The organism is Pseudomonas sp. PP3, assembly GCF_905336995.1.
GTDB lineage: Bacteria > Pseudomonadota > Gammaproteobacteria > Pseudomonadales > Pseudomonadaceae > Aquipseudomonas > Aquipseudomonas reinekei.
In genome coordinates this window covers 4,607,267-4,631,848 of record NZ_HG995459.1, presented here as the reverse complement: position 1 = coordinate 4,631,848, position 24,582 = coordinate 4,607,267, and the positions used below count along the sequence as shown (strand labels likewise).

Sequence of the window (24,582 nt, the reverse complement as noted above, 5' to 3'; positions counted from 1 at the left end):
AATGCGCGTCTACGGATCGTTGCCTTCGATCGCTCTAGCAGGGCCGAAGAACTCGTAATGGATATCTGTGGGTGCAATTCCGATATCCAGCAAGATCTTGCGCATTGCGGACATAAAAAGCGGCGGCCCCAACAGATAAACCTTTGCAGCACGCAACGGTGCGAGCCAATCGGCAAGCTGTGGCCGCCCCAGATGGCCTACGAAGTCGCAGAATTGCCCTTCAGGCAACGGCTCGCTGTAGCAGACTCGGGTAGTCAGCAATGTTGAGCACAAAGCCGCATCCGCGATCTCTCTTGCGAAACCTTGCACCGAGGCGTTCCGCGCGCAATGAATGAATAGCACTTGTCGGTGTTGCTCCAAAGCACGACTCAGCATTGGCAAGGTAGGGGTAATGCCGACGCCCGCGCTCAGAAGGACTAAAGGACGAGCTTCTGCTGTAAGTACAAACTCTCCTGATGGAGGGAACAGCTGAACAACCTCTCCTAGCTTGAGCTCGTCATGCAGAAAGTTCGAAACCTTACCCTGTTTTTCTCGTTTAACGCTGATGCGGTACTCAATCCCATCGCTGAGCTTCGACAAGGAGTAATTGCGACGATGCTCTTCGCCGTTTATGAACAGCTTGATTCCGATGTATTGTCCAGGTTTGGCAACGATAATCGGATGAAAATCCACCGGCTTGAAATAAAATGAGGTGATCTCACTGCTTTCTGTCTCTCGACGAGAAAGGTAAAAGTCTCTGCCACTTGTCCAGCCCCCCGGCAGCGCTGCGTTGGCTTGGTACCGTTTACTTTCTGCGTCAATCAACATCTGAGCGAGTTGCCCGTAAGCCGCGCTCCAGGCTTTCAAGACCGCCGGCGTCGCGGTCTCTGCACCCAACACATCCTCGATAGCAGCAAGCAGGCATTCGCCAATAATGGGGTAGTGTTCAGCCTGAACTTGCAGCGCTACGTGTTTATTGATGATGCGGGTTACGAGCTCGCTTAGTTCGTCCAGGTGATCGATGTGTTTAGCGTACATGAGCACGCCGTTTGCCAACGCTCTAGGCTGGTCACCGGTAGCTTGATGCGCTTGGTTGAAGAGAGGGCGGACTTCAGCATGCTCAGCCAACAGTTTATTATAAAAATAAGTGATCAAAACTTCGCCACCTGTTTCAAGCAACGGAACGGTGGCCTTTACAATTTTTTTTTCATCAGGGGTGAGCATTGCTTTCACCTGCTGCAGTAATTTCTGCCAAAAACCAAGCGCGCTCTTCGGCCTGATCAACCCATTCTTCCAACAGGCTCGTGGTAGAAAGATCATTGGAGTCTGAAGTCAATGAGTGCAGTACTCTCATATACGCAGCCAAGCGTTCATTATCGTTACGCAACTCACTGGTCATGGTTGAGGCGTCTGTAGCGGTTCCATCGCTGCTCTGCAGACGTGAGAGGCTGACGATTTGCTCCACCGTCTTAATAGTCTGTTGTCCAATTTTGCGAGCCCGCTCGGCTACGGCGTCAGTCATCTCAAAAAGCTGAGTCGCTTGATCATCCAGCATCAGGTGATAGTCCCTGAAATGAGGGCCGCACATGTGCCAATGAAAACTTTTGGTCTTGATGTATAACGTAAAAATGTCGGATAGTAGTACGCTAAGTTGGGTGCCAATTTCAGGTTTGTTGTGAATGAATCCATCCTTTTTAAGTTGTGGGTTTGTTTCTAAAGGCAAAGAGGTACGAGTCGTTGGTTGATTGTGCATGACGATTACTCACTGGGTTTAAGTTAGGGTTGCTGTGAATTTACAATTGGTATATGTGCAGCAGACGCTGTAACGTCTCTATCGCGGTTTGTTCTTGAACTTGATCCTGCATCGATTACCGAGCGAGTATTAATTCTCACCACAACCGACATCCCCGGTCTAACATATTTGATGGCAGGCTGGTTATCATCGATTTTCAAACGAACTGAAATTCGTTTAGCAATTTTCACAAAATTGCCGGTGGCATTATCTGACTGTAATAATGCGAACTGCGATCCAGTCGCTGGTGAAATTTGCTCCACCCGCGCAGTAAGCTCTCTGTGATTGAATGCGTCGACCGTGAAAGTGGCAAGTTGACCTATACGTACATTAACCATCTGCGTTTCTTTCATATTCGCGATTACCCATCGATCTGACGGTACGAGGCTCATTAGTTGACTCCCTGAGTTTACCCATGCACCCAATCTCACGCCGATCTGCCCGAGTTCGCCGTCGCGAGGGGCTGTAATTCTGGTATTTGATAGGTTGACCTCGGCAAGCTTGACATTCGCAGTAGCAGTCTCAACGGCGGCGAGGACGCCGTTACGTTGGATAACAGCGGCTTTGAGCCTTTCCTCTGCAATACTGAGCGCGGCTTTGGTTTGCTCGTAAGTGCTTTGCGCTTGAGATTGCGCTGCTTGAGAGTCGTCAAAGTTCTGTTTTGAGATAGACCCGTCAACTATCAGTGCTTGGCTACGTTTCAAATCGGCATTGGCTTTATCAACCTGAACTTTGGCGTTTCTGACAGATGCGTAGTTTTGCTGTATTGTTGCTTTAGCAATCGCTTGGTCTTGGAGATTGTTTTCTAGTGATGCCCGCTGAGAATCCAGCTCCGCGTTGGCCCTATTCAATTGTTGGGCGTAGATGCGGTCGTCGAGTCGTACAAGCAAGTCTCCCTCTTTGACATATTGGAAATCCTGAACGGGAACCTCGAATACGTAACCCGAAAGCTCAGGGCTGATAGAAGTGACGTAACCTTGGATTTCTGCGTTTTCGGTACTTTCGATTGCAGAGGAAAAAGGCGGGAGTTCCCAAGCGTACAGGACTATCGAGATACCAATTAGCGCGACGATGGCGAACAACCCCGCTGATAATGCTTTGGCATGGGGTAATCTCTCCTCAATAACCTGCGGCGACGCTTGAGAGCGATCTCCATTCATCGCTGCAATTGCTGTAGTAGTCGTCTCGGTCGTCATTTTTTTAGCTTCATGAAGAGTGATTTCAAGTTGTTACCGGTCTGCACCTGTGCTCCTCGAATGGTTATCCAGGAAAGAGTTATAAGTGCTACTATCGCTATCAATGCGAAAGTGTCGTTATAAGCCATAATGTTGCTTTCCCGTGCTACAGCGTTAGCCAGTATTCGCATGCCTTCAATATGTTGCTCTAGGGATCCCGGCACATGTAATGATAAGATACTTTGAGAGTTCCTTAGGCGGTCTGCAACAAGCGGGTTTTGAAGTGATATTGCATCGGTCAGATAACTAGAGTGATATTTTTCCCTAAGCGTTTGCCAAGTTCCCAGTAGCGCAGCCCCAGTGAGGTTTCCTAGATTTTGAGTGATTCCGAACATCACGATAAAACTAATATAGTTTTGCGGGGCGTTGAGAACATTTTTTGTTCCCATTAAAAGTGCTGGCCCTAAGAAAAACATTGAGCCAAACGCAAGTAAAAATTGTGAGATGTACAGTTGTTCAGGACGTGTGATACTCGATGAGAACGTGTCCATTATGGAGCCGGTAGCCATTAGAGCGAGAGATATGGCCATGGGCTTAAAAAGGTGAGGTGGGTTGACTGTCAACGCGCTCACTACCCATCCGGTGATACTGCCAACTAGCATCACGTAGTAAAGTTGGTTCAATTGATCGCTGCTGAGATCCAGATACTGCATGAAACCAACCGCCCCGGTTGATTGCTCAGAGGTCACCATGCGAATGAGCAGAATAGCTAGTGCCAGACGAAATATTGGGCCGCTTCCCAACCAGCGCGTCATCAACATCGGATTGATGCGATTGTGTTCAATGCATAATCCAGTGGAAATCAGAGCGATAGAAGCTACAAGCGCCCAGCCGATCCACACTTCCTCAAGCCACCAGTCAACTCTACCGAGTGCGAGTACTGATACAAGAAGCGCGAATCCAGGGGCGAGCAACGAAAATGTGAGGAAGTCGAGCGGTTCGAAAGTTTTATATCTATCGCTAGGCGGCAGCCTTAATAGAAATACGCAACCTAAGGTAGTTAAGCACAGGCCCAGTTCGAAAAAATACAGGCCTTTCCACTCACCAATTTGTAAGAGTTCTTGTGAGAATACCCTGGCAAGTGGTAGTGCTAGTTGCGTTGAGCCGACACCGAGTACGAGCGCGCGGGGTCTCCATTTAAATGGAAACGCCTGAACCATGTAATACAAGCTCAAGCTTGTTAATGCCGCACCTACCATCCCATGCGCCGCGCGTACCGCGATGGCGGACTCAAGAGAATTGGCGAATAAGTGCGCGAATGCCACGAGGGCATATAGGCATAAAAAAACCTCGGTGAAGGCCTTCAAACCAAACCTTTGTCTAAACTTCACAACGAGAAGGTTAATCGTGATGTTGGTCATCACATAGGCTGCTGGCAGCCAAGCCATTTCGGCAGTTGTAGCCCCAAGCGTACCCTGCAGATAAGGTATGTTCACCGTAACCAGCGCATTCCCAAGACCACCAGTAATTCCCACGAGCATTCCTACTGCGCCGAAGGCGAAACGCTTACTGGTAGGATGTACTGGTGTGGACGGAGACCCTGGGAACGCAGGTCGTTCTCCGGGTGCCCAATCATGCGTCTCGTAGAGTTTCATAAGGTCGAAGAGGCGGTGAGTGACTTTTCAGGGGTCAAAGCTTCTTTCGTGCCCATGGCCAAATGCTGAAGGATGTCGTCGCTATGAGGGAGTTGCTGTAATAAATGTCGGTTTGAAAGCATGATCGTTGCCCTTAGATGTATCACGCTTTCAACGGCGTCAGATCGCACTACGATCACTAACAGTGACCAAGTCGCTGCCTTCGAGCCGCCGTTGATTTCGGATGGAAGGTGATTTCCGCCAAAGCTAACGATTGTCTTCATGCTTTTATTGGATAGTTGTGCTTGAGCACGTAAAGCTTAAAACGGGACGTCAGGACACGCTTGGCTCTAGATGCAAGAGCCAAGCGGGTAACTTTTCTACTGACAGGGTCAAAAGGAAAACGTCATTACTATTCTGTTAGTGAGCTCACACAGAAGGTGATTCCAATTCTGCATCCACCGTATTCGTTAGTGTCTATCGTGATAGTGCCTCCGTGTGCATCGATTACCGATCTGCAAATGGATAGACCCATTCCTAAGCCTGTGGACTTGGTTGTAAAAAATGGTTCGAATACGCTTTCTATGTTTGCCTTGTCAATGCCTGGGCCATTATCGTCGACTGAGATCTCCACATACTCGCTAAAGGAGCGTGTCGTAATCGCAATTTTTCTGTCCGTCCTCGTGTATCCTTTCAAGGCTTCATTTGCATTCATCACCAAGTTGTAAAATACTTGGCGTAATTGCAATGCGTCTGCCATTACAATACAGTCTGGTTGTAGGAAAAGGATGAGTTCAACATTATTGCTCAAAAGTTCGTTCGATGTTAAGCGTGAAACATCTCGAATTACCAAGCTCAAGTTTACGGGGCTCAAATCCGGTGATGCCTTTTTAGCAAGCGATCTGAGCCCTTGGACGATTTCAGCCGTTCTAGTGGCATCCAAGCTTATGTCTTCTAAACTGGCGATAGCATACTCCACATTCGGCGGATCCATCTTTAACCAATTCAGGCTAGCCTTGGCGTTATTTTCCATCGCGGATAAGGGTTGGCTAATTTCGTGAGCAATGGCGGCGGATAGCTCGCCCATCACGGCGGAGTTGGACGCTTTCGATAGTTCGCTTTTAGAATTCGCTAATTCTGCTTCAATGTTTGCACGTATATGGTTGACCTCTACCAGGCGTGCATACAACTTCGCGGTTTCTACAGATACAGCAGCTTGTGCTGTCAGTAACTCAAGTAAAGGCACTCGTTCTGGTGAAAAAACGCCAGCCAGGGATGCGTTTTCTAAATAAACCAATCCAGTGATTGTTCCTTGGCGCAGCAGAGGAAGGCAAATTACGGATCTGATTTGCCTTCCTTTCAGATCGGCTTTGAATCCGTCAGGACAGTCCGTCATTGCATCGTCGATGACAATCGTGCGCCGTTTTCTCATCGTCGCGTAGATTAGAGAGGCGGGCACTATGTCAGCAGTCATCCCACATTTTGCGTGTGAAATCAGCACGGAGCCGCCCTCAACTTTAGCGAGCGCTTCCACTGTGAGTGAGGAATCAGCAGTCAGTAACAGCGCGCCTTTGCTTGCTCCCGCGTAAATAATTAGATTTCGGATGAGCGTCTCAACCAGCCGATCCTGTAGGACTTCATCCGAGAGTGCCTGAGTAGCTTTTATACTGATTGATAAATCAAGGTTGGATTTATTGCCATTTTCCCGCTCGATTATCTCAGCTTCTGTGGAAAGGAAATGATGGCTTAACTCTATCAGCTGCGCTTTACCCTCCGCTCCCCAGATTCGATAGGCGTCACGAGCCGCCCGCCAGCGGTAATGCGCCCCGGAAATTAATCCATGCGCCTCGCACATACCTGCAAGGAACTCATGAGCTAATGCCTTCTCATGGATAAATCCGCCGGCACCAGCGTTAATGGCGGCTTGGTCAAAAAAACTTATCGCTAACAGGTCTTGTCCTTGTCGTAGAGCTAGCGAACCTTCTATCAACATATGTTTGTGCTTGAAGGTGGTGGGATTAATTTCACTCAGGTGCGCAAAACGAGCCCTTATTTCCTCCAGCTCTCTAACTATTTCGGGAGCAGGGGACGGATCAGTGCATTGAGCTAGGCAATACCAGAGTTGGTACTCGGTATGAGCAATGTGGCCTCTTAGGCCTCGGGCATTCAAAGCATTATCGCGATAGATTTTTCGCGCTTGCGCAGGATCACCAAACGCTAACGCGCACATTCCTTCATAAATGGCTGTCATCGCCGCAACTAGCCCCGAGGGCGCGCTTTGGGTACCAGGCAGCGCGCTGTCGAAACTTGCTCTTACGCTCGGGCTGGTGGCGCTGATACCCTTCATAAGTGTTTCGCAATAATAGGCCTGAGCCTGCAGAATTCTCTCGATATCTGAGAATCCGTACGAGCGAACAAAGGCGATCCCACGGTCGATTTCTTCAGCAGCTGCTGCGAGATTTCCTCCTCTAAACAGTAATCCACACGTTACATGTTTCCACGCGTAGCAGGACATACCAATGTCACCGCCAATGGCTCCTCTTTCTTGAGCCCGCCTCGCATGTCGTAAAGCATGGTCGATGGGGTGCGTCCAGCCAAACATCTGATCACAAGCTACCAGTGTGCTGGTCAAAGTAACGTCGTAACTATGCTCCTGAACGAGTTTAAGCGCTGTTGCTGCGAGTTCGGATCCGTAATCATACAATCCATAGTGCTCGCCTAGTTTCACTGCGTACCAGCTTAGGCCATGGCTTGCCTCTGGGGTAACGCCATGAAGTAGCGTTAGCTCTACCATTTTTGCGAGATGTGTGAAACTGATAAGGTTATCCACAAAAAAAGAGCAAATCAGATTGCTCAATAGTTTCATTGCAACGTTCACCCACTCGCTATGGCAGGTAGGGAGCCTTAAAAGGTCGTCAAGCTCATAATTCTTCAGTAGCCGATCGGTAATTTGAAATGCCTTGTGCATCTCATCGAGATCAGGATTCTGATGAAGGCTAATGCCACAATGCTCTAGGCCTTTGAGAGCGAACTTGATCGTGCTTTGATAATCTGATTGCAAAGTGCAGATAGAAGACTTTAAATGAAAGGATTTCGCTGTATCCAAAGGCCTTTGGGAACGCTGCAGGCAGACATCAATGTAGCCCTTTGCGTTATCTATGTTACCCAGTTGTAGTTCGCATTCGGCGGAAAGAAGATAAGTCTCTAGAGCGTGCGAGTAATTGTGCGTCCAACAGTGCGCGCATAGAAGATCTCGCGATTTGCATAAATATTGAGCTGCCTGCTCATAAGCTGCAGTCTGTGTCGCATTTTTGGCCGCAATAACGAGCGCTTCGCCAGGAATATGATCGCCTATTGAGACGTCTTGAGTTTCAATTTTCAAAAGTTGGTTGGCAATGGCGAACGCGTTACTCCTCTGATGAGGATTTTTATAATCAATCATTTTTTTTGCTATTTTTTTATGCAACTGGCTACGCAGATTTTCTGATAATTGATCGTAGGCTGCATCAAGAATCCTTTGATGTGGAAATGTATAACTTGATTTTACTATCTTCAATAAACCCATGCTCACCAAGGGTGAGGTCAGTGCTAGCATCTCAGCAACTTCTAGGTCGGCAATATGTGCAGCTAAAGCAATTTCACACGATGTACCCAAGCAGCTCAAAAGCTTAAGGATTTCTTTTTGGTCACTATATAACTTTTTGAACTTCCATAGCATAAGGTCGGCAACATTATCCGCATAACGGTATGCTGAAACCTCATCAAGCGACCAAAGCCATTTTTGCGTGCTTGAGTCGTATCTGAATATTTTTTCATCGATTAACGAGCGTATAACTTGGCGAACAAAAAAAGCATTGCCTAAAGTTTTTTCATGGATTAAGTTAGCTACTAATGTAACTTCACTTTCAGAGGTTTTTAGGCGTTTGGCTAATATGGTTGCCACGGAGCAAGCAGGAATTGGGCCGACTTCGATGCTTAGCGAGCACATTTTTTTGATGTTGTTGATGTATTTTATAAATTGCGTGCCGTTTTCTTGGATATCTGATCTGTAAGCTAAAATAAGAGAAATGTTACTTGGCTTTTGCTCAGCGAATGTAGATATAAGTTCTTTAGTCGATTCGTCAGCCCATTGCAGGTCGTCAAAAAATAGAATCAATGGCCGTTCCGGGGTTGCAAGAGCCGAAAATGCTTTAACGAGAATCGTGTTGTTTCTATGTATTGTAGCGAGAGAAGGCATGTCCTCTGGGCTCGCTGCGTCGCCAATAACGAATTTGAAGTCGGGAGATAGCGTAGTAAGCAGGTGTCCCTGATTAGAAATCGCGCCTAAAAGCTTCTGTCGGACTTCTAGCAAGTCTTCTGTCGGATACCCCAAGAGATCATTTGCGATGGATGTAAGCAGTTCACTAATAGTACTATATGGTATATTCTGTTTTAGCTGTTCCGCTTTGCCCGAAGCAGATTGCCCCCCCACCAATTCTGACAAGAATTTTTTGACGAAAGCCGTTTTGCCCGAACCTGTTGGCCCATTAACAAGCGCAATTTGAAAGATAGGCCGTTCAGATGCTTTTATGAACATGCCAGACAGCATTTCGATCTCGTAATCTCTGCCATATGTTTCGCATGATGATTCATCTAATATGGGTGGGTCGGATAAGCCGATCTGGAATAGGTTCTCTCCATTATCCTGGCATGGGTTCTCTGCAAGCCGAATCAAGTCATGTAAAAGTGACTCGGCGCTTTGGTAACGATTTCGTGGATCCTTTTCCAAAGATTTCATAATTATATTGCTTAGAGTATTTGGAATATCGTTTGAGACTGATGACGGGGCAGCGGGTGAAACTGCGAGATGAGCATGTCGCCATTCTTCTGGGCTTGACGCCGTGTGCGGTGTTTTGCCAGTTATCCATTCATAGAACACCAAACCCAAGGCATAGATGTCTGATCGAATATCTTTTCTGTCAGTTGTTCCATTCAATAGCTCTGGCGGAGTATTAAATGAAATTTGATATTGTGATTGGCTTTCGTCAACAGCCGTCAGCGGACATAACCAGTGTAACCGCGCTTTACCTCCGGTAAATACGATAGCGTTGGTGCCCAGATTGCCGTGAATGACTCCATGACTATGAGAATGGCAAACTGCTCTGGCTGCCGAAATGCATGTCTCAAGCGCATTCAACATTGAATCAAACTGTCTGAACTCTATGGGTAGGTTTGAGTGTTGTTCAAACACCAGAACCATTTGATCTGATGACCTGATTAATGTCGAAGGTACGACTGCCCAGGTCGACGAGAGCTTCATACTAAAATATCGTTCAAGTAAATTGCATGAATGTGCTGAGTCGAGCGAAGTGACTATGGCTTCCCAGTGCTCGTCTCCATCAACGAGTCGCACGCAGGAAAGCCCTTCCATTTTGTGTATCGGTTCCATCGCGCAGCGCGCTAACCATTTTTCGTCTAACTTTCCCACGGAACCTGCAAGGTTTAGCTTGGAAGGCATCAGAATCACTCCGTCGATACGTATCAACCCAGAAGGGTATGAAGCTGGGTAATCATGGTCATAGCTTACACGGAGGCATAATATTTCCGATGCAAAAAATGGGGTTGTGAGTATGAGTAATTCGCTTCTGGAGAAAATTGACGATGGGTTTTCAGGTTTGCCTCAGAAAGTTATCCGAATGGGTAATATGTTTCTTTATGTATCCGAGTTAGAGTCTACGTAACCGTGAACAGCAAAGTCGAGTGAACCATGGATGAGACAACCATGATCCGCATAGGAGACGCTGCCGTATGCACCGTCCGGCGTATTGTGTGCAGGAACGGCGAACCAATTCCGCTTAGTAGTCGCGCTTTTGACATCCTGGAAACGTTGTTGCGCGCGGGGGGCAGTACTGTCAGCAAAGAAACTCTCATCGCTTCCGCTTGGCCAAAAACTGTCGTGGAAGACAACAATTTGCAGGTGCACATCTGCATGATCCGGAAGGTGTTGGGCGGAAAGACATTCATTCAGACGGTGCACCGACAGGGGTACCGGATCTGCATTGGCGATCGCCCAACCGCCCCGTTGGAGGCAATGTCCAAATCGACAGTCGCTTCTCGCCTTGCGCCGATGCATGACGAAACCACCCCAACTGTGGAAGCTCAGTACGTTCTCATCATTGACGATGACGACCGTTTTCGAGCATCTATCGGGAGGTTGGTAGCTTCGGTAGGGCTTTCACATCTTTCATTCTCCTCTGCCGCAGAGTTTCTCGATACCCAAATCCCCGATGCGCCCGCGTGCCTGCTCCTAGATGTTTCTTTGCCGGGCGTGAATGGATTGGCGCTGCAAGAGATACTTAACCAGCGAGGCGAATGGTGGCCAATTATCTTCATGACGGGTTACGGTACGATTCCTATGACCGTTCAAGCCATGAAAGCAGGTGCGACCGAGTTTTTAACGAAGCCCTTCAGGCCTGACGCCCTTATAGAGATCGTAAGAGCATCGTTGGGGCTCGCTACTCAACAACACCGTAGGCAGCGTGTTCTGAACTCCATACATAAGCGCTATGCTTCTCTCACCGCACGTGAACAGGAAGTGATGAAGCTTTTGGTTGACGGCCAATCCAATAAGCTCATAGCAACGGGCTTGGGTACCACCGAAGTGACCATAAAAGTGCACAAGAGGCGGGTTTTGGAAAAAATGTCGGTAAAGTCGACGGTCGAGCTTGCGCAAGTTGTAGCTTCCATCGGAGCGGGTCGAAATATAGAAACGCCTGGTAGGGCATAGAATGTAGCTATGAATCGGTTCAGCAATCAGATCTTGCAACACCGTTAGATAGTCCTATATCCCATCCTTGAACAATGTTCTGTTGTTCAGGTCACCCGCATATGGGTCGTCACTTGTTGGCGGTAACTCAATATCCTGATGTTTTTTGTTTGCTTGCAAGCACGATTGTCCTATAGAACATTGCGCGTCAGCTTTACTCTTAAAATGAAACCTAGGAGTGCTACGTAATTATTCGTAATGCAAGTCCTACGTTTTTGCTATGAGCTATGGTGGCGCTGTATTCAGTCGTCCATGCCCCCCTAAATGCTTGGTTTGAAGCGACCCGGCGTAGGTTATTGACATGTGCAACGATTCTACAGTTCCAGAGTATCTCAACGATAAAGTTAGTTGAAATTTAGGAGATGTGAAATGTCGTATTTGGTTCTTAAAGATGGTACTGAGCTCTACTACAAAGACTGGGGTAAGGGTAAGCCGGTACTGTTCAGTCACGGCTGGCCGCTGAATGCTGATTCGTGGGAAAATCAGATGAATTACCTTAGTAGCCGTGGTTACAGAACCATTGCTTTCGATCGCCGCGGATTCGGTCGATCGAGCCAACCGTGGGAAGGTTACGATTATGATACTTTCGCAGATGACATTGCTCAGTTGATCGAGCATTTGGATCTGACCGAAATCACGTTGGTTGGGTTCTCAATGGGCGGCGGTGATGTATCTCGTTATATTGCTCGTCATGGTAGCGCTAAGGTTTCAAAGCTGGTTCTGCTCGGGGCGGTTACGCCGATTTTCGGGAAAGTTAACGGGTACGAGCAGGGCGTACCACTTGATGTTTTCAGCGGCATTCGAAATGGCTTACTCAAAGATCGCGCGCAATTCATTGCCGACTTCACGCCTGTTTTCTTTGGCACCAACCAAGGTCAAGTTGTGTCGCAAGGCGTATTTACCCAGACCCTCAATGTCGCTCTTTTGGGATCACTTAAAGGCACCGTTGATTGCGTGACGGCGTTTTCTGAGACTGACTTCCGTCCAGATATGGCCAAAATCGACGTTCCCACATTAGTCATTCACGGAAGCGGGGATCAAGTGGTTCCCTTTGAATCGACCGGAAAATACGCTGCGCAGCTAATCTCCGGCGCGGAACTGAAGGTATATGAAGGCGCTCCGCATGGGTTCACCGTCACTCATGGCGAACAGCTGAACGAAGACCTTATTTCGTTCATACAGCGTTAATTACTGTCACCTTCATCTATCATTCTTAAGTTGGCTTAGTGCTCGACGCAGATTGTGTCGGGCGCTGAGTTAAGTGCTCGTAATCCTCAGTGTCAGTTAAGTGGGCGATCAATTCGTTCGCTTCGCTGGATTTGATCGCGCAGATACATTTGCAGAAGGATCTATAGTGGCTGAGGTTATATTTTGATTCGAAAGGCGGCATAAGGAGTCAGGCAAATTTTTGACTAAGTTCTCTAGGTCTTTCATCGGATTGATACAGTATGAGCAGATTAGTAATGTAGCCAGCTACTAACATCTAGGTATCCCTGCTTCTGATCTAAATCAATTTCCTTTCGTTGGAAGCCCGGATTCCGATGGCTACCCGGCTATCTATCACGCTTTGGAACAGGGTGAGGTGTACCTCGTCTATTAATGAATGAAGCAAAAGGCTCAATCGATATTCGTCCGTGTATACATTAGGGCCTGGTTCAACAAGCTTTAAAGTCATTAAACTGAGGCTGTTCTTTGGCGCAACAGTTGTCAGCGCAATTTCGAGATATTGTTCTATATGCAGCTTTCGATAAATGGTTATTTAAGACTTAAATTCTCTTCATTGCTGACGCGACTAGATTTACGTAGTTGGAAAGCGTAGCAAGCTCCGTCAATCTGAGAGGGCTTTAGCAATATCAACTTTTCTCTATCTGACCACCCTTCATATGCGTCTGTGTTGAGCAGGGTGGATGATAATGGGGAAATCATTCTCTCCAGAATTTGAGGGAATAGAGATCTGGAGTCAGCCTCCGCCGGATGGTCAGTACTTTGCCTGGAATCGAAAACCGGTTGGGCAATTTCCCACACATCATGCTTTTCCTCATCGGTCTGCTGAGGATGGAACATGCTGTTTGCTTAGAATCGATCATCTCCTTCGAATTGCGATCTTGGAATAACGATTTCCAGATGGAAGGGTGATGTACACTTCTCTGGGAAAAATACCTTAAAAGTTTAGGCGACCCTATCCTATCTTGATCTACCGTTTCAGTTTTAATAACCTGAAAAACGGGTCGTTTGGTCACGCCTTCTTTTGGGTGTTTAATAGTGCCTCAGCAGCTAGTCGAGGAAGACTCAAAATGCTGCTTTTTAAACAAAGGTCTAGCAGCGAAACACTGGCCTGCGTCATTGCTGATTTTTACCGGCATGCTATTAACCCGCGAGCTGGAAAAAACCTGGCATTAGCCTTCTACCATCCAAGTTGACCATGTCAGTATGCGCGCAGCGGTAGCGCATTACTTCTTCATCGGAGCCTACGGCTATGAATCGACCATTGGAGATCGCTACGGCCGTTGCGTCATGCACCTCCCGATCCTTGGTGTGCACCCTGCCGTTGAAAAGTATCAGGTCTGCCTGATTAAGCATTTGAGTCTCCTAAGAGATGAAAGGGCCAGTGAGCTTCACAAAAAAATCATGAGATGGACTACCAGGAGTTAATAAATAAAACTACGATTCTGACGTTAAATTTTATTATGATATGGTCTGGGGTTCTCTTTTATTCCCAGTCAAGTCGCCACTGCTTCTTTCGTGTGAATTTGAGATCAGGCGGACTTCGCGATGTTTGACATCAGTCTTCGCCATGCGAAAGGGGTTTCGCCCGTAGATTTGCTAAATACGCGCGAAAAATGAGATTGATCGCAAAATCCGCAGTCCAATCCGATTTCTGCGATTGATTTACGAGTCTCCGTTAGGAGTTGTTTGGCCTTTTCTACTCTGGCTTTCAGCACCCAGCCCTGAGGTGAGTAACCTGTGTTTTTCTTGAACGCTCTAGAAAAGTGACTACGAGATAACCGGCACTCCTCAGCGACTTTGCTAATGGCAATTCCTTTATCGTTTGCAGATAACAGTTCTTTGGCTTTTCGCTCTTGCCATGGTGCAAGCTGTGCTGAACTGTCCGAACCTCGTAATGCCGCTGGGTATGTGGAGAGAAGATGAGCACACAACGCCAAGCAACCCTCGTAGGCTTCTATGGGGCGTCTTTTAGCTAATGCCATCTGCAATGTAGAGGCCAGGAGGATAGACTTTTGATCAACAGGAATTTCCGCAACGCTATGAGCCATGTTCATGGCAGGATCTCCTAGGGATTGGAGACTTAATTCTGCGTTCCAGGCTCGATTGGAGTCCTTTAGAAATTGTTAATCTTCAATTAAGAAATGGGTAGTTGCGTTGTCTATTCGTAAAGGAAAGGCTTTAAGTGTAGGCGCTTGCTGTCAGCCGATCAGACTGATGGATCGCAGCAGAGTATCGCTGGAGAAGGGCTTGCTTAGGCAGTCAATCGCGCCCTGATTTTTTGCGCGCTCCAGAATGGCATCGTTCCAGTAGGCAGACATGCAAACGATCGCGGGAGGCTTAAGGTTTTTGCTGAGCTCGAGTTGGACATCAATGCCTCTGAGTCCAGGCATGAACATGTCGAGCAATATGCAGTGAGCGGTATCTACCATATTCGACTGCAGGAGCGCTTCTCCGGATTCAAAGCCAACCGCAGCAAACCCCTCGGATCGTAATAAATTCACGAGGGATTTGCGAACGGATGGGTCGTCATCTACCACGCAAATAATCTTCATGGCTGATGATCACAACCCAGTAGGATAGGAGGATGGCTGCCCGGAAGGGTGTCATCCTCTGCCATATTTTTGCAACATAGCGTCATGAGCAGACTTCCTCAACTTTAATACGTGCCGCCCATAGGAGGCAGGATTCTAACACCGAATCAATCGCCACCGCTGTTTTATGGATGTTTTTATGCCCGCTAATGGATGCATGGCGGAGAATAGATTCAAGTCCAGCCACTGACGGGCGATACCTAAGAATAGTTCATTTTTTATTTTAAAGCGCACTAAAGGGAGCGTGTAACTTGATCGATTACGGGGTAAATAGTAATACTATTGTCCGCCTCGATTTGGGAAGTATTAAAGCTTTTTTCCTGCGGCTCGCCAAGATTTTTCCATTCACTGCTCGTCCTTGAATACAACCAACTCGTCCAAATAATCAGGTTCTGACCGTTGCTTTGTAGTGCCTCTGGCAATGATCTGCGTAGTGTCGGTGATAAACAACGGATTTCGCACATTTTGTCATTTCAAGTACCGGAACCGATAAATCTTCCTAATCCGATCTAATTCTAGATATTTTTTAGACGCCTGTACATTATCCTTAGGGGTAACAATCTTTATCCTAACGATCGCTCTATCTTCAATTATGATGGCGTTTCCTGTTCAAACCTTAAGGCTTTTCGTTATTTTGGCACACTCCAAAGCATGACAAGTGAATGACTGGCGATAAATTTTTGGCAGCATGCTAATCCAATGTGGCGCGGGTGCTTTGATTTATGTGCGCTTGTGTCAATTGTTTTACGCGCGCAGCTTTTGTAAGCACGAAAATGCAAGATCTGTGAATGAAATCTGAATAGGGTAGGGAAACCTTATTTCGGAGTAATTTCATGAAGCTCTTTTACATCTTAGCCACCGCGGCTTTTTTTTCAGCGGCTAATGTCAATGCGGCACTTCCCAAGCAGGTCGAACAACAGGTGCCAGGTTACTTTCGCCTTGCTGTCGGGGAGTATGAAATCACCGCATTGTTCGATGGATACAATGACCTCTCCCCTGACTTGTTGAAAGGCCTCTCTCAGCAAAAAATCAGGGCGTTGTTAGCTCGTAACGCCATCAACGGGGACAAAATTCCGACGACATTCAACGCGTTTCTGGTCAACACTGGCACGCATTTGGTTTTGATCGATAGCGGAGCAGGGCAGTGCGTTCCTGAAACGGCGGGGCAGTTGGTTTCAAATATTACAGCAGCAGGCTACCAGCCGGATCAAATTGATACCATTTTACTGACTCACCTACATCTCGATCATGTCTGTGGTTTGGTTGATTCGCAGGGAAAGGCTCTGTTCGAAAACGCGACAGTGTATGCGTCCAAAGCAGAAGCGGACTATTGGCTTGACCCATCGCACAAAGCCAGCGCACCTGAGCAGGCAAAAGAATATTTTGACATCGCCACTCACTCCTTGGCGCCTTATCGCGAAGCGGGGAAATTTCAGACCTTCGTTCCACCACAGTCTCCGCTTCCTGAAGTCCAAGTCTACAGCAGTGCTGGACACACACCTGGTAGCGCAATGTACCGTTTCGCCTCCAAGGGGCATGCGATTACGTTTATCGGTGACTTAATTCACAATGCTGCTGTGCAATTCGCACATCCCGAAGTTGCTATCCGCTTTGACAACAACCCCTCCGAAGCCATCCATGCTCGGGAAAGCGAATTCAGTAAGCTCGCAAAAGATGGTGAATGGCTTGCGGCCGCACATCTTCCGTTTCCAGGTGTCGGCCATGTGACCCAAGACGGAAAATCATTCACTTGGGTGCCGGCACTGTATGGGCCATACAAGCGTGCGGCACGAGTCCCTTATCTGAAATAGCCCTTCTGTCAACTCGTCCATTTCCATTTACCTCCTTGTGTCGGTGGACGAGTTGCCCGTGCTTAGCGGTATCACTGGGTCGAATCGACACCTTCTGTGGTAGGCCCTAGACGTACTTCACGCTATATGGATAGCCAGTCCGAGTGTCTCGATTCGCGTCCCGATGATGAGTGCTACCTCTTGCAAGAGACATTAAATGACAAAGTCTGAATCATTCATCGGTAATCGCAACGCCCAGAAATTGTGGTTCAAGATCGCATTTATCCTGATTCTCACAGGCATCGGGGCAGGCATGACTGGAATGTTGTTAGCCATGCTGCTGCGCGTAATCCAACACGTCGCTTACGGCTATGGCTTCGATGACACGATGGAGAGCTTCCTCCTAGGGGCTACCAATGCTTCTGATAGGCGACGAATTTTGGTACTTGCAGCGTGTGGTTCGGTTGCCGGCATTGGATGGTGGGCGGTGCATCGATTCGGCAAGCCCATCGTCAGTGTCAAGAAAGCGATAGTGTTGGACGCACCCGAGATGCCCTTTGGATCGACACTGGTGCATGCACTGCTTCAAATTGTCACCGTAGGTATGGGGTCGCCGCTTGGAAGGGAAGTCGCTCCGAGAGAGGTGGGGGCATTGATAGCGAGTGAGATCTGCAAGCGTGCCGATATAGCACCTTCTATGCGTCAGGTAATCATCGCTTGCGGAGCCGGCGCGGGACTTGCGGCTGTTTACAATGTGCCTATTGGTGGTGCGGTATTTGTCCTGGAGGTTTTGCTAATCACATTTAGCTGGCATGTTGCACTCATGGCTTTGACAGCTTCCGTTATTGGAGCTGGCATCGCCTGGATAGGTTTGGGAGCTCAGGAACAATACACGATTCCACATTTTTCACTGAGTACCAATCTCATCGTATTTGCGATTCTTTGTGGCCCATTATTCGGTGTTGCTGGCTATGGTTTTGTTCGTCTGACTGGTCGCGCACGTGCTAATGCTGTGCGAGGCATGAAGCTTGTCCTTTTTTGTTTTGTGAATTTCGCTTTCATTGGATGCCTCGCGGTTTGGATACCCCAGATCCTCGGCAATGGGAAGGGCCCTGCTGAGCTGGGTTTCGAAGGAGAGGTGGGATTGGGGGTAGCGGCAGTTTTGTTGGTTGCAAAAGTTTTCATCACTACCACCACCCTCCGTTCTGGGGCTGAAGGTGGTTTGCTCACACCAAGCCTAGCTATTGGGGCCTTGCTTGCAACGCTGATCGGGTATGGCTGGAATTCTCTCTGGCCAGGCGCACCCTTGGGGGCGATCGCTATTATCGGCGCAACAGCTTTTCTGGCGTCTTCCATGAGCATGCCATTATCAGCGATCATTCTAGTTGCAGAATTCACTAGGATCGACCACGATTTTTTAGTACCTGTAATGCTTGCTGTTGCTGGCTCCGTCGGCGCAAGTCGACTGTGTACGGCAAAATTTCAGGCACTACATTGAATAGCGAACGCCGCTTAGGTTGCGAACTCCAAAATCCCAGATCAGATGCCTAAGGAGCTCGAGGTCGTTTAGTGCGCGTGAGACAGCTATAGAGTGACTGGGCGGCTCACCGGTAAATCAGAAGTTTACCCCGGACAAGGTGAGCGCTGCATGTTCTCAAATAACCAAGCTTTCAAAGTTATGCATTTTTTATCTTGCCTCACGAATTCTACAAAAAGTGATCACCCATTTCCCTTCCGCTGTGCCAGAGATGCTCTGCAAACGCTAGTTGTGGTCGCTCCCAATGGCCTAATGTCCTATCAATGTCGCTAGGGAAATGGCTCAGAGCTGAGCACAATGTCAGTGCGTCAGAGGCGGCTTTGGAGGTGCTTGCAAATGTGTGAGGGTGCGCATTGGCAGCGGCATCACCCAGTAATAAAACGCGCTGATGGATCATGCGATCAACCCGCAAGTCACGAATAGCTTGTACATAGGGTTCACGGGTTGCATGGACAACTGCACGGAACTGGGGTGGAAGCAACATATTGGCGCATCGCCGAATGTTGTCTTTCCAAAAGTTAGCGAGCCGTCCAGCAGGGACAGAGTAGCCTCGGCACTTTCCATTGGTATCTCGCATGATGCCTCCAGGAGGTCAAGAGGAGCGGGTCGATACCATGCCCAGCTGTAGAGCCTGCGTCCGCGTCGCAGATCATTACCTTCACCGGGAATGAGGTATCCGAGAAAATGTGAGCTTTGATTAGTGGCCATACAGAAATTTTCTATCAGATCCTTGCGAACCTCCTTTGGAATGTCATTCTCAGGAATCACTCCGTGCCAAGTTACGTACCCAGCATAAGTCGGCTCTCTTTCTGGCCAGAGTAGCCTGCGCACGGTCGACTCGAAGCCATCTGCACCTAAGAGTAAGCTTGCCTCGGCGTGTAATCCACTTGAGAAAATCGCTTGAACCGTTCCCGATGCACTTTGATTAACTTTTGTCAGGGTCTGACCACGATGGTAATGCTCAGAACCGAATTTGTTCCTTAAGGTTGTGTAGATCATCGGCCAAGAGGTTTGAACCTGAGAGGCAAACATTTGGTTGCGGATCGATCCATCTGGGCGTAAAGAAATTCGAAACTCTGATTTATACCTAGCTGACTCGATGGCGTTTCACAGCCGATTTCTCGAAGTGCTTTTAACAACTGAGGTTGTAAAATTATGCCGCTTCCACGTCCCCCACATTTTATGTGTGGATCGTTCGAATATATCAATCTCCCATCCTGCTGAGCGCAGAAGATTACCGGCAAGCAACCCCGCCAGAGAACCCCCTACGATAATTGCTCGGCGTGCATTTTTATATGTACTCAATCTGCTACCTCATATTTGATCTAAAGCTTCGAGCATTGTTGGTGAGCATCTAATGTTTTTGTGGCTGGCAATCAACGCGTACGACCGCAGTTGAAAGGACAGGTGTAGACTGTTAATAGTTGTAGTGTGCAAAATTTGCATGCCTTGCAAGTCGCCCTTGTCCCACACTCGACGCATTTTGTGCGTGAATAGAAAAATTCTTGAACAGATGTGCACAAAAGCGGGTGTGTTTTTTTGCATGTTAAAGGCTAGTTTGCGATATCGAAAAAAAAGGCATGTCATTTTCTCGAAACAACAAGTGACGATATGAAAGCTAGTTTGATTGAACTAGGTTTTTGCAAAGTTTGGTGAGTGTGCAAGCACGAATATACAAGAAATATAAACTATGTCTATATATATTCAAGTGTCCAAATCAGTCGGAAAGTGGTTAATAAGTCTGTAATTGAATTCCTTAGTACTACTGTTATCGACAATTCCATTAGGTTTAGTGTGAGGGTGTCATGGATAAACTCATGGCAATGAGAACTTTTCTTGCAACAGCTGAGCAAGGAAGTTTTACGGCCGCAGGCCGTTTGTTGGGAGTTTCATCGTCTACGGTCATTAGAGACGTCTCTGCTTTGGAGGCAAGCCTAGGGGCAGCGCTACTTGACCGTTCAACTCGATGCGTAGCATTGACACAAGTGGGTGCCAAGTATCGTGATTGCATAAAGAAAATTGTATCAGCTATCGATATGGCTGACTTTGAGGTTGTCCGTGGGACGTTGTCTTGTAACAGGCGTTTTAGAGTTAACGTGCCGATTCATCTCGGGCGAAAACTTATACTCCCGCATATTCAAAAATTTATGGAGCGGAATAAAGATATCAGTTTATGTATGGTCAGTGACGATGGTGTGGTTGATGTACGGGATAATACTGTGGATCTAAGGGTTTTTGTTGGGCAGTGCACTTCGACAGTAGGTTTAATAACTCGCACGTTGGGATATTTTGAATATTGTCTCGTAGCAAGCCCTGGTTATCTGGCGCGACATGGAAGACTTGAGCATCCGGAGCAGCTTGCTGGGCATGCATGTTTAACAGAGGGAGAGAATGGGCATGCTCGCTGGTTGTTAAGCGGTGATAGCAGTGTGAGCGTGCATGGTGTATTCAGTAGCAACGATCCCGAAATTCTTCGCAAAGCTGCTATTTCTGGAGTCGGCGTGGCATTCCTGCCAAGTTGGCTTGTGCATGAAGATGTGTGGGCTAATCGGTTGATATCAATTTTACCATTGTTCACTTCGCGGGTGCCGAACGGAGGATCCATCAATATTGAGTATCCTCTCAAATATCGACGCTCGCTTCATGTCAGGGAGTTCATCAAACTCATGCAGGAGGCTTTGGACGTGAGTTGTGTGTACACTCGTTAATTCGTAACTCGAAAATTTCGCGAATAGCATTTTTCGCAGAAAGCACAACTGCGGTGCAAAATAAAAGCATCCTGGCGAATGACAATTACTTTCTTTTCTGGTGGCGGCTGTACGCCTTACCAAGGTAATGCCTACAACTCAAATTAAAATTAGACGAAAAAAAGGCCGGGAGGAGCCGGCCATAAAGGGAGGATGTATAGATGAAACAGTGAATCAAGCCATCTGCTGGGTCTAGAGTGAAAGTAGTCACTTGTTTGACTCAGACCCCTTTATTAAACAGCATCGGATCTCTGATCTCTTGTATGCATGTGCGGCTAATTTATACATCCATGCGGTGCCGCCATGCCTGGATAAACCTGCGATCGTCTACCCATAGAAGAGTGATCGATGGATCGGTAGTCGTCCGTTGATGGATGAAAGGTGCGCCGCTAAGAAGGACGAGAGCCCGCCATTTTATTAATTCTCTTCCGGAAAATTTTGCGTATTTTATGCTTTGCCAAAAAACTAGCAAAGCCAGATGGAGCAATTTCATTCTAATGGCATAGGTTTCTGGCTGCTGTTCGATATAAACCTTTTGGCTTCGACTAGCTCGATTTTTGAAAGGATGTGCGAGGCACATTTGTTCAAGAAACAGTACTAAATCTCGTATAAAGTTTGTTCATCAAAGCGCTGATGTCGTGTGCTAGTTGCATATGGGAAAGCAGTGCCTGTCAATTGAACGTTCGAATGGGTGAGTGTTAATAACGTGCGTCTTCTCACTCTGGTGTGGATATTTGGATTGCGTCGATTCGTGAATGCCAAAGGTTCCAGCTCTGCTTTTTCATTTCAGGGGTTAATTTGATGTCGGAAAATTCGTCCAGGCGTCACTTTTTGAAAGCGAGTCTAACGTTAATCCCGGCTGTCACTATGGTGTCGGGTTCTGTATTTGCTAGCACTCATGACGAAGAGAAAGTTTCGGCTGATCGCCTATTGACGGCCGGCTCAAAGCGATATGCCCCGCGATTTTTCAGTGAGTCAGAATGGGTATTCATCAACGCCGCAACGATGCAGCTAATCCCAGAAGATGACTTAGGCCCAGGCGCCATCGCATGTGGCGTCCCAGAGTTTATCGACCGGCAGATGGAAACACCCTATGCGTTCGGGGCCCTATGGTACATGGAGGGGCCTTTCTACCCGGATCAGGCGCCAGAATTCGGTCATCAGCAAAAATTGACACCTCGTGACATCTATCGTTTTGGTATCGAAGCCTGTGAAAGCTGGTGTTTGCAAGCGAAAGGGCAAAACTTCAGCAGTCTGTCAAACGATGAGCAAATTAAAGTGCTAATGAATTTGGAGTCTGATGCTGTTGCAATGAAAGAAATGAAAAGCTCTCTTTTCTTCAGCCAGCTGTTGAAAAACTCCAAAGAGGGGTATTTCGCGGATCCTAGGTACGGGGGGAATCGGCAATTGGCCGGCTGGAAAATGATCGGTTTCCCAGGCGCGCGTGCTGATTTTATGGACTGGGTCGATCATCCGAACGAACGATATCCACTCGGCGCCGTGTCAATTGAAGGCGAGAGGAGTTGAACTGTGGCTAGCCAAAATTTACCTGTTGATGTCGTAATTGTCGGGTTCGGATGGACAGGTGCCATCACAGCTATGGAATTAGCCGACTCAGGTTTACAGATTCTCGCGCTGGAGCGTGGAGAGATGCAAGATACCTCCACGACTGCAAATTACCCGAACATCATCGATGAGCTGGCCTACAGCACCCGGGGAAAGCTTCTGCAGGATTTGTCCAAGGAGACAGTGACTATTCGCCATTCGAGCAAGGATGTCGCTGTGCCTTATAGACAGCATGGTGCTTTTCTTCTTGGTAACGGTGTGGGCGGTGCCGGATTTCATTGGAACGGAATGTCCTGGAGGGCTTTCGCTTCAGATCTGAGGCTAAAGAGTCACTATCAGGAGCGTTATGGCGCTGGCTTCCTTTCGAAGGAAATGACCATTCAGGACTACCCCTTGACCTATGAGGAACTTGAACCCTACTTCGCGCAGTGGGAGGACGTGGCCGCAGTTTCAGGGAAGGCGGGGAATCTAAGAAATCAGATAGTTCCTGGTGGAAATCGCTGGGAGGCCCCGCGTAGTTCGGACTATCCATTGCCGGCGCTTAAGTCTGTTTATGGTGCGCAGGTGTTTGGTAGCGCTGCCAACCAATTAGGCTATGCATCCTTTCCAGTCCCTGCTGCGAATGCATCGGCTCCCTACACCAATCAATATGGGGTGCGATTAGGCCCCTGTAATTTCTGCGGTTTCTGTGAGGGGTATGGTTGCTACATGTACTCCAAAGCTTCACCCCAAACCTCGATCTTGCCAGCACTCAAAAGTAAAGAGAATTTCACTCTCAAACCAAGATCGCATGTGCTTAGGATTGAGACCGATTCAACAGGAAAGATTGCTACGGGGGTCACTTACGTCGACACCCAAGGTCAGGAAATATTCCAGCCCGCCAAAATTGTCATCCTCTGTGCATTCCAAATGCATAATGTCCGGTTGCTTCTGCTTTCAAAAATTGGAAAACCATACGAACCCGATTCAGGTTTGGGTGTAGTGGGTAAAAACTACGCATATCACATGAACAGCAACGTCAACGTGCTGCTACCAAAAGGCACGCAGCTGAATCCTTACGTGGGTGCAGGAGCAGCTGGAACCGCAATTGACGACTTCAACGGAGATAACTTTGACCATGGGCCGCTAGGTTTCATCGGTGGCGCCAGTGTCTACCACCTTCGTACAGGGGGGCGCCCGATCGGACAAAGCAAGCCGCTACCGGGAGGGCCAAACTGGGGGGCAGGCTGGAAGTCAAGCGTCCAGGAGGACTACCAACGCACACTTCCTATCTACGCTCAAGGTACGGTCATGGCCTACCGTGATACGTACCTAAGCTTGGATCCGACCTACAAGGATTCTCATGGTCAACCCTTGCTGCGCATGACTTTCGATTGGCATGAGAATGAATTCGCAATGATTAAGCATGCAATCGAAGGCGCGACTGAAATAGGAAAATCAATCGGCGGCAGTGTCCAAGTCAATTTACGCAAGTCAGGTACTCACTTTGATACTCGTGCTTATCAAAGTACGCACACGACTGGCGGTGCCATCATGGGCGACTCACCAGCAAACAGTGTGGTGAATCGGTATCTGCAGAGTTGGGATGTTCCAAACGTTTTTGTTATGGGGGCCTGCGTATTTCCACAAAACATTGGCTACAACCCTACTGGGTTGGTGGCTGCTCTGACCTACTGGTCTGTTGACCACATCAAGAAAATATACCTTAAAAACCCAGGCCCTATGGTTCAGGCGTAAGG

At 47.9% G+C, this 24,582-nt stretch carries 15 protein-coding genes; 7 read left to right on the top strand and 8 right to left on the bottom strand.

Annotated features, from left to right (window positions below; genetic code table 11):
- Window positions 1-9 precede the first annotated feature (9 nt).
- The 5 genes from hmpA to KHO07_RS21050 all read right to left on the bottom strand — a co-directional run bounded on the left by hmpA (window position 10) and on the right by KHO07_RS21050 (window position 10,077).
- A complete protein-coding gene (gene hmpA, locus KHO07_RS21070) occupies window positions 10-1,203 on the bottom strand; it encodes an NO-inducible flavohemoprotein (RefSeq protein WP_212625433.1) in 1,194 nt (397 codons plus the stop codon).
- Window positions 1,190-1,732 (bottom strand): DNA starvation/stationary phase protection protein, encoded by a 543-nt coding sequence (locus KHO07_RS21065; RefSeq protein WP_212625432.1) that lies wholly within the window; start codon window positions 1,730-1,732, stop codon window positions 1,190-1,192. Before KHO07_RS21065 ends, hmpA begins: the two co-directional genes overlap by 14 nt.
- 23 nt (window positions 1,733-1,755) lie before the next feature.
- Window positions 1,756-2,967 (bottom strand): HlyD family secretion protein, encoded by a 1,212-nt coding sequence (locus KHO07_RS21060; RefSeq protein ID WP_212625431.1) that lies wholly within the window; start codon window positions 2,965-2,967, stop codon window positions 1,756-1,758.
- Window positions 2,964-4,601, bottom strand: coding sequence for an MFS transporter (locus KHO07_RS21055; protein ID WP_212625430.1), 1,638 nt, complete (start codon window positions 4,599-4,601; stop codon window positions 2,964-2,966). Before KHO07_RS21055 ends, KHO07_RS21060 begins: the two co-directional genes overlap by 4 nt.
- Before the next feature lie 391 nt (window positions 4,602-4,992).
- A complete protein-coding gene (locus tag KHO07_RS21050; protein WP_212625429.1) occupies window positions 4,993-10,077 on the bottom strand; it encodes an ATP-binding sensor histidine kinase in 5,085 nt (1,694 codons plus the stop codon).
- Between the two features lie 249 nt (window positions 10,078-10,326).
- Between KHO07_RS21050 and KHO07_RS21045 the strand changes: the two genes are divergently transcribed.
- Window positions 10,327-11,346, top strand: coding sequence for a response regulator (locus KHO07_RS21045; RefSeq protein WP_212625428.1), 1,020 nt, complete (start codon window positions 10,327-10,329; stop codon window positions 11,344-11,346).
- Window positions 11,347-11,754: 408 nt separating this feature from the next.
- The gene (locus KHO07_RS21040; protein ID WP_212625427.1) at window positions 11,755-12,573 is read left to right on the top strand and encodes an alpha/beta hydrolase; all 819 of its coding nucleotides are present in this window, start codon (window positions 11,755-11,757) and stop codon (window positions 12,571-12,573) included.
- Window positions 12,574-14,141: 1,568 nt separating this feature from the next.
- On the opposite strand, the gene KHO07_RS21035 is transcribed toward KHO07_RS21040, so the two are convergent.
- Window positions 14,142-14,666, bottom strand: a complete 525-nt coding sequence (locus tag KHO07_RS21035) for an AraC family transcriptional regulator (protein WP_244858240.1) — start codon at window positions 14,664-14,666, stop codon at window positions 14,142-14,144.
- A gap of 144 nt (window positions 14,667-14,810) precedes the next feature.
- Window positions 14,811-15,164: a response regulator gene (locus KHO07_RS21030; protein ID WP_244858239.1), complete on the bottom strand. Its 354-nt coding sequence runs from the start codon at window positions 15,162-15,164 to the stop codon at window positions 14,811-14,813.
- A gap of 872 nt (window positions 15,165-16,036) precedes the next feature.
- On the opposite strand from KHO07_RS21030, the gene KHO07_RS21025 reads away from it, so the two are divergent.
- Both KHO07_RS21025 and KHO07_RS21020 read left to right on the top strand, forming a co-directional pair.
- Entirely contained in the window at window positions 16,037-17,014 is a 978-nt protein-coding gene (locus KHO07_RS21025; protein ID WP_212625426.1) for an MBL fold metallo-hydrolase, read from the top strand.
- Window positions 17,015-17,210: 196 nt separating this feature from the next.
- Window positions 17,211-18,491, top strand: a complete 1,281-nt coding sequence (locus tag KHO07_RS21020) for a chloride channel protein (protein WP_212625425.1) — start codon at window positions 17,211-17,213, stop codon at window positions 18,489-18,491.
- A gap of 1,146 nt (window positions 18,492-19,637) precedes the next feature.
- Here the strand turns inward: KHO07_RS21020 and KHO07_RS29275 are convergent.
- Window positions 19,638-19,778 (bottom strand): hypothetical protein, encoded by a 141-nt coding sequence (locus KHO07_RS29275; RefSeq protein WP_244858316.1) that lies wholly within the window; start codon window positions 19,776-19,778, stop codon window positions 19,638-19,640.
- Window positions 19,779-20,335: 557 nt separating this feature from the next.
- Between KHO07_RS29275 and KHO07_RS21010 the strand changes: the two genes are divergently transcribed.
- The 3 genes from KHO07_RS21010 to KHO07_RS21000 all read left to right on the top strand — a co-directional run bounded on the left by KHO07_RS21010 (window position 20,336) and on the right by KHO07_RS21000 (window position 24,580).
- Window positions 20,336-21,238 (top strand): LysR family transcriptional regulator, encoded by a 903-nt coding sequence (locus tag KHO07_RS21010; protein WP_212625424.1) that lies wholly within the window; start codon window positions 20,336-20,338, stop codon window positions 21,236-21,238.
- Window positions 21,239-22,078: 840 nt separating this feature from the next.
- The gene (locus KHO07_RS21005; protein WP_212625423.1) at window positions 22,079-22,804 is read left to right on the top strand and encodes a gluconate 2-dehydrogenase subunit 3 family protein; all 726 of its coding nucleotides are present in this window, start codon (window positions 22,079-22,081) and stop codon (window positions 22,802-22,804) included.
- Between the two features lie 3 nt (window positions 22,805-22,807).
- The gene (locus KHO07_RS21000; protein ID WP_244858238.1) at window positions 22,808-24,580 is read left to right on the top strand and encodes a GMC family oxidoreductase; all 1,773 of its coding nucleotides are present in this window, start codon (window positions 22,808-22,810) and stop codon (window positions 24,578-24,580) included.
- Window positions 24,581-24,582 lie beyond the last annotated feature (2 nt).

Bases quoted from the DNA above. Each gene is read 5' to 3' on its own strand.
- hmpA (WP_212625433.1), bottom strand. From the start codon at position 1,203: ATGCTCACCCCTGATGAAAAAAAAATTGTAAAGGCCACCGTTCCGTTG.
- KHO07_RS21065 (WP_212625432.1), bottom strand. From the start codon at position 1,732: ATGCACAATCAACCAACGACTCGTACCTCTTTGCCTTTAGAAACAAAC.
- KHO07_RS21060 (WP_212625431.1), bottom strand. From the start codon at position 2,967: ATGACGACCGAGACGACTACTACAGCAATTGCAGCGATGAATGGAGAT.
- KHO07_RS21055 (WP_212625430.1), bottom strand. From the start codon at position 4,601: ATGAAACTCTACGAGACGCATGATTGGGCACCCGGAGAACGACCTGCG.
- KHO07_RS21050 (WP_212625429.1), bottom strand. From the start codon at position 10,077: ATGCCTTCCAAGCTAAACCTTGCAGGTTCCGTGGGAAAGTTAGACGAA.
- KHO07_RS21045 (WP_212625428.1), top strand. From the start codon at position 10,327: ATGGATGAGACAACCATGATCCGCATAGGAGACGCTGCCGTATGCACC.
- KHO07_RS21040 (WP_212625427.1), top strand. From the start codon at position 11,755: ATGTCGTATTTGGTTCTTAAAGATGGTACTGAGCTCTACTACAAAGAC.
- KHO07_RS21035 (WP_244858240.1), bottom strand. From the start codon at position 14,666: ATGAACATGGCTCATAGCGTTGCGGAAATTCCTGTTGATCAAAAGTCT.
- KHO07_RS21030 (WP_244858239.1), bottom strand. From the start codon at position 15,164: ATGAAGATTATTTGCGTGGTAGATGACGACCCATCCGTTCGCAAATCC.
- KHO07_RS21025 (WP_212625426.1), top strand. From the start codon at position 16,037: ATGAAGCTCTTTTACATCTTAGCCACCGCGGCTTTTTTTTCAGCGGCT.
- KHO07_RS21020 (WP_212625425.1), top strand. From the start codon at position 17,211: ATGACAAAGTCTGAATCATTCATCGGTAATCGCAACGCCCAGAAATTG.
- KHO07_RS21010 (WP_212625424.1), top strand. From the start codon at position 20,336: ATGGATAAACTCATGGCAATGAGAACTTTTCTTGCAACAGCTGAGCAA.
- KHO07_RS21005 (WP_212625423.1), top strand. From the start codon at position 22,079: ATGTCGGAAAATTCGTCCAGGCGTCACTTTTTGAAAGCGAGTCTAACG.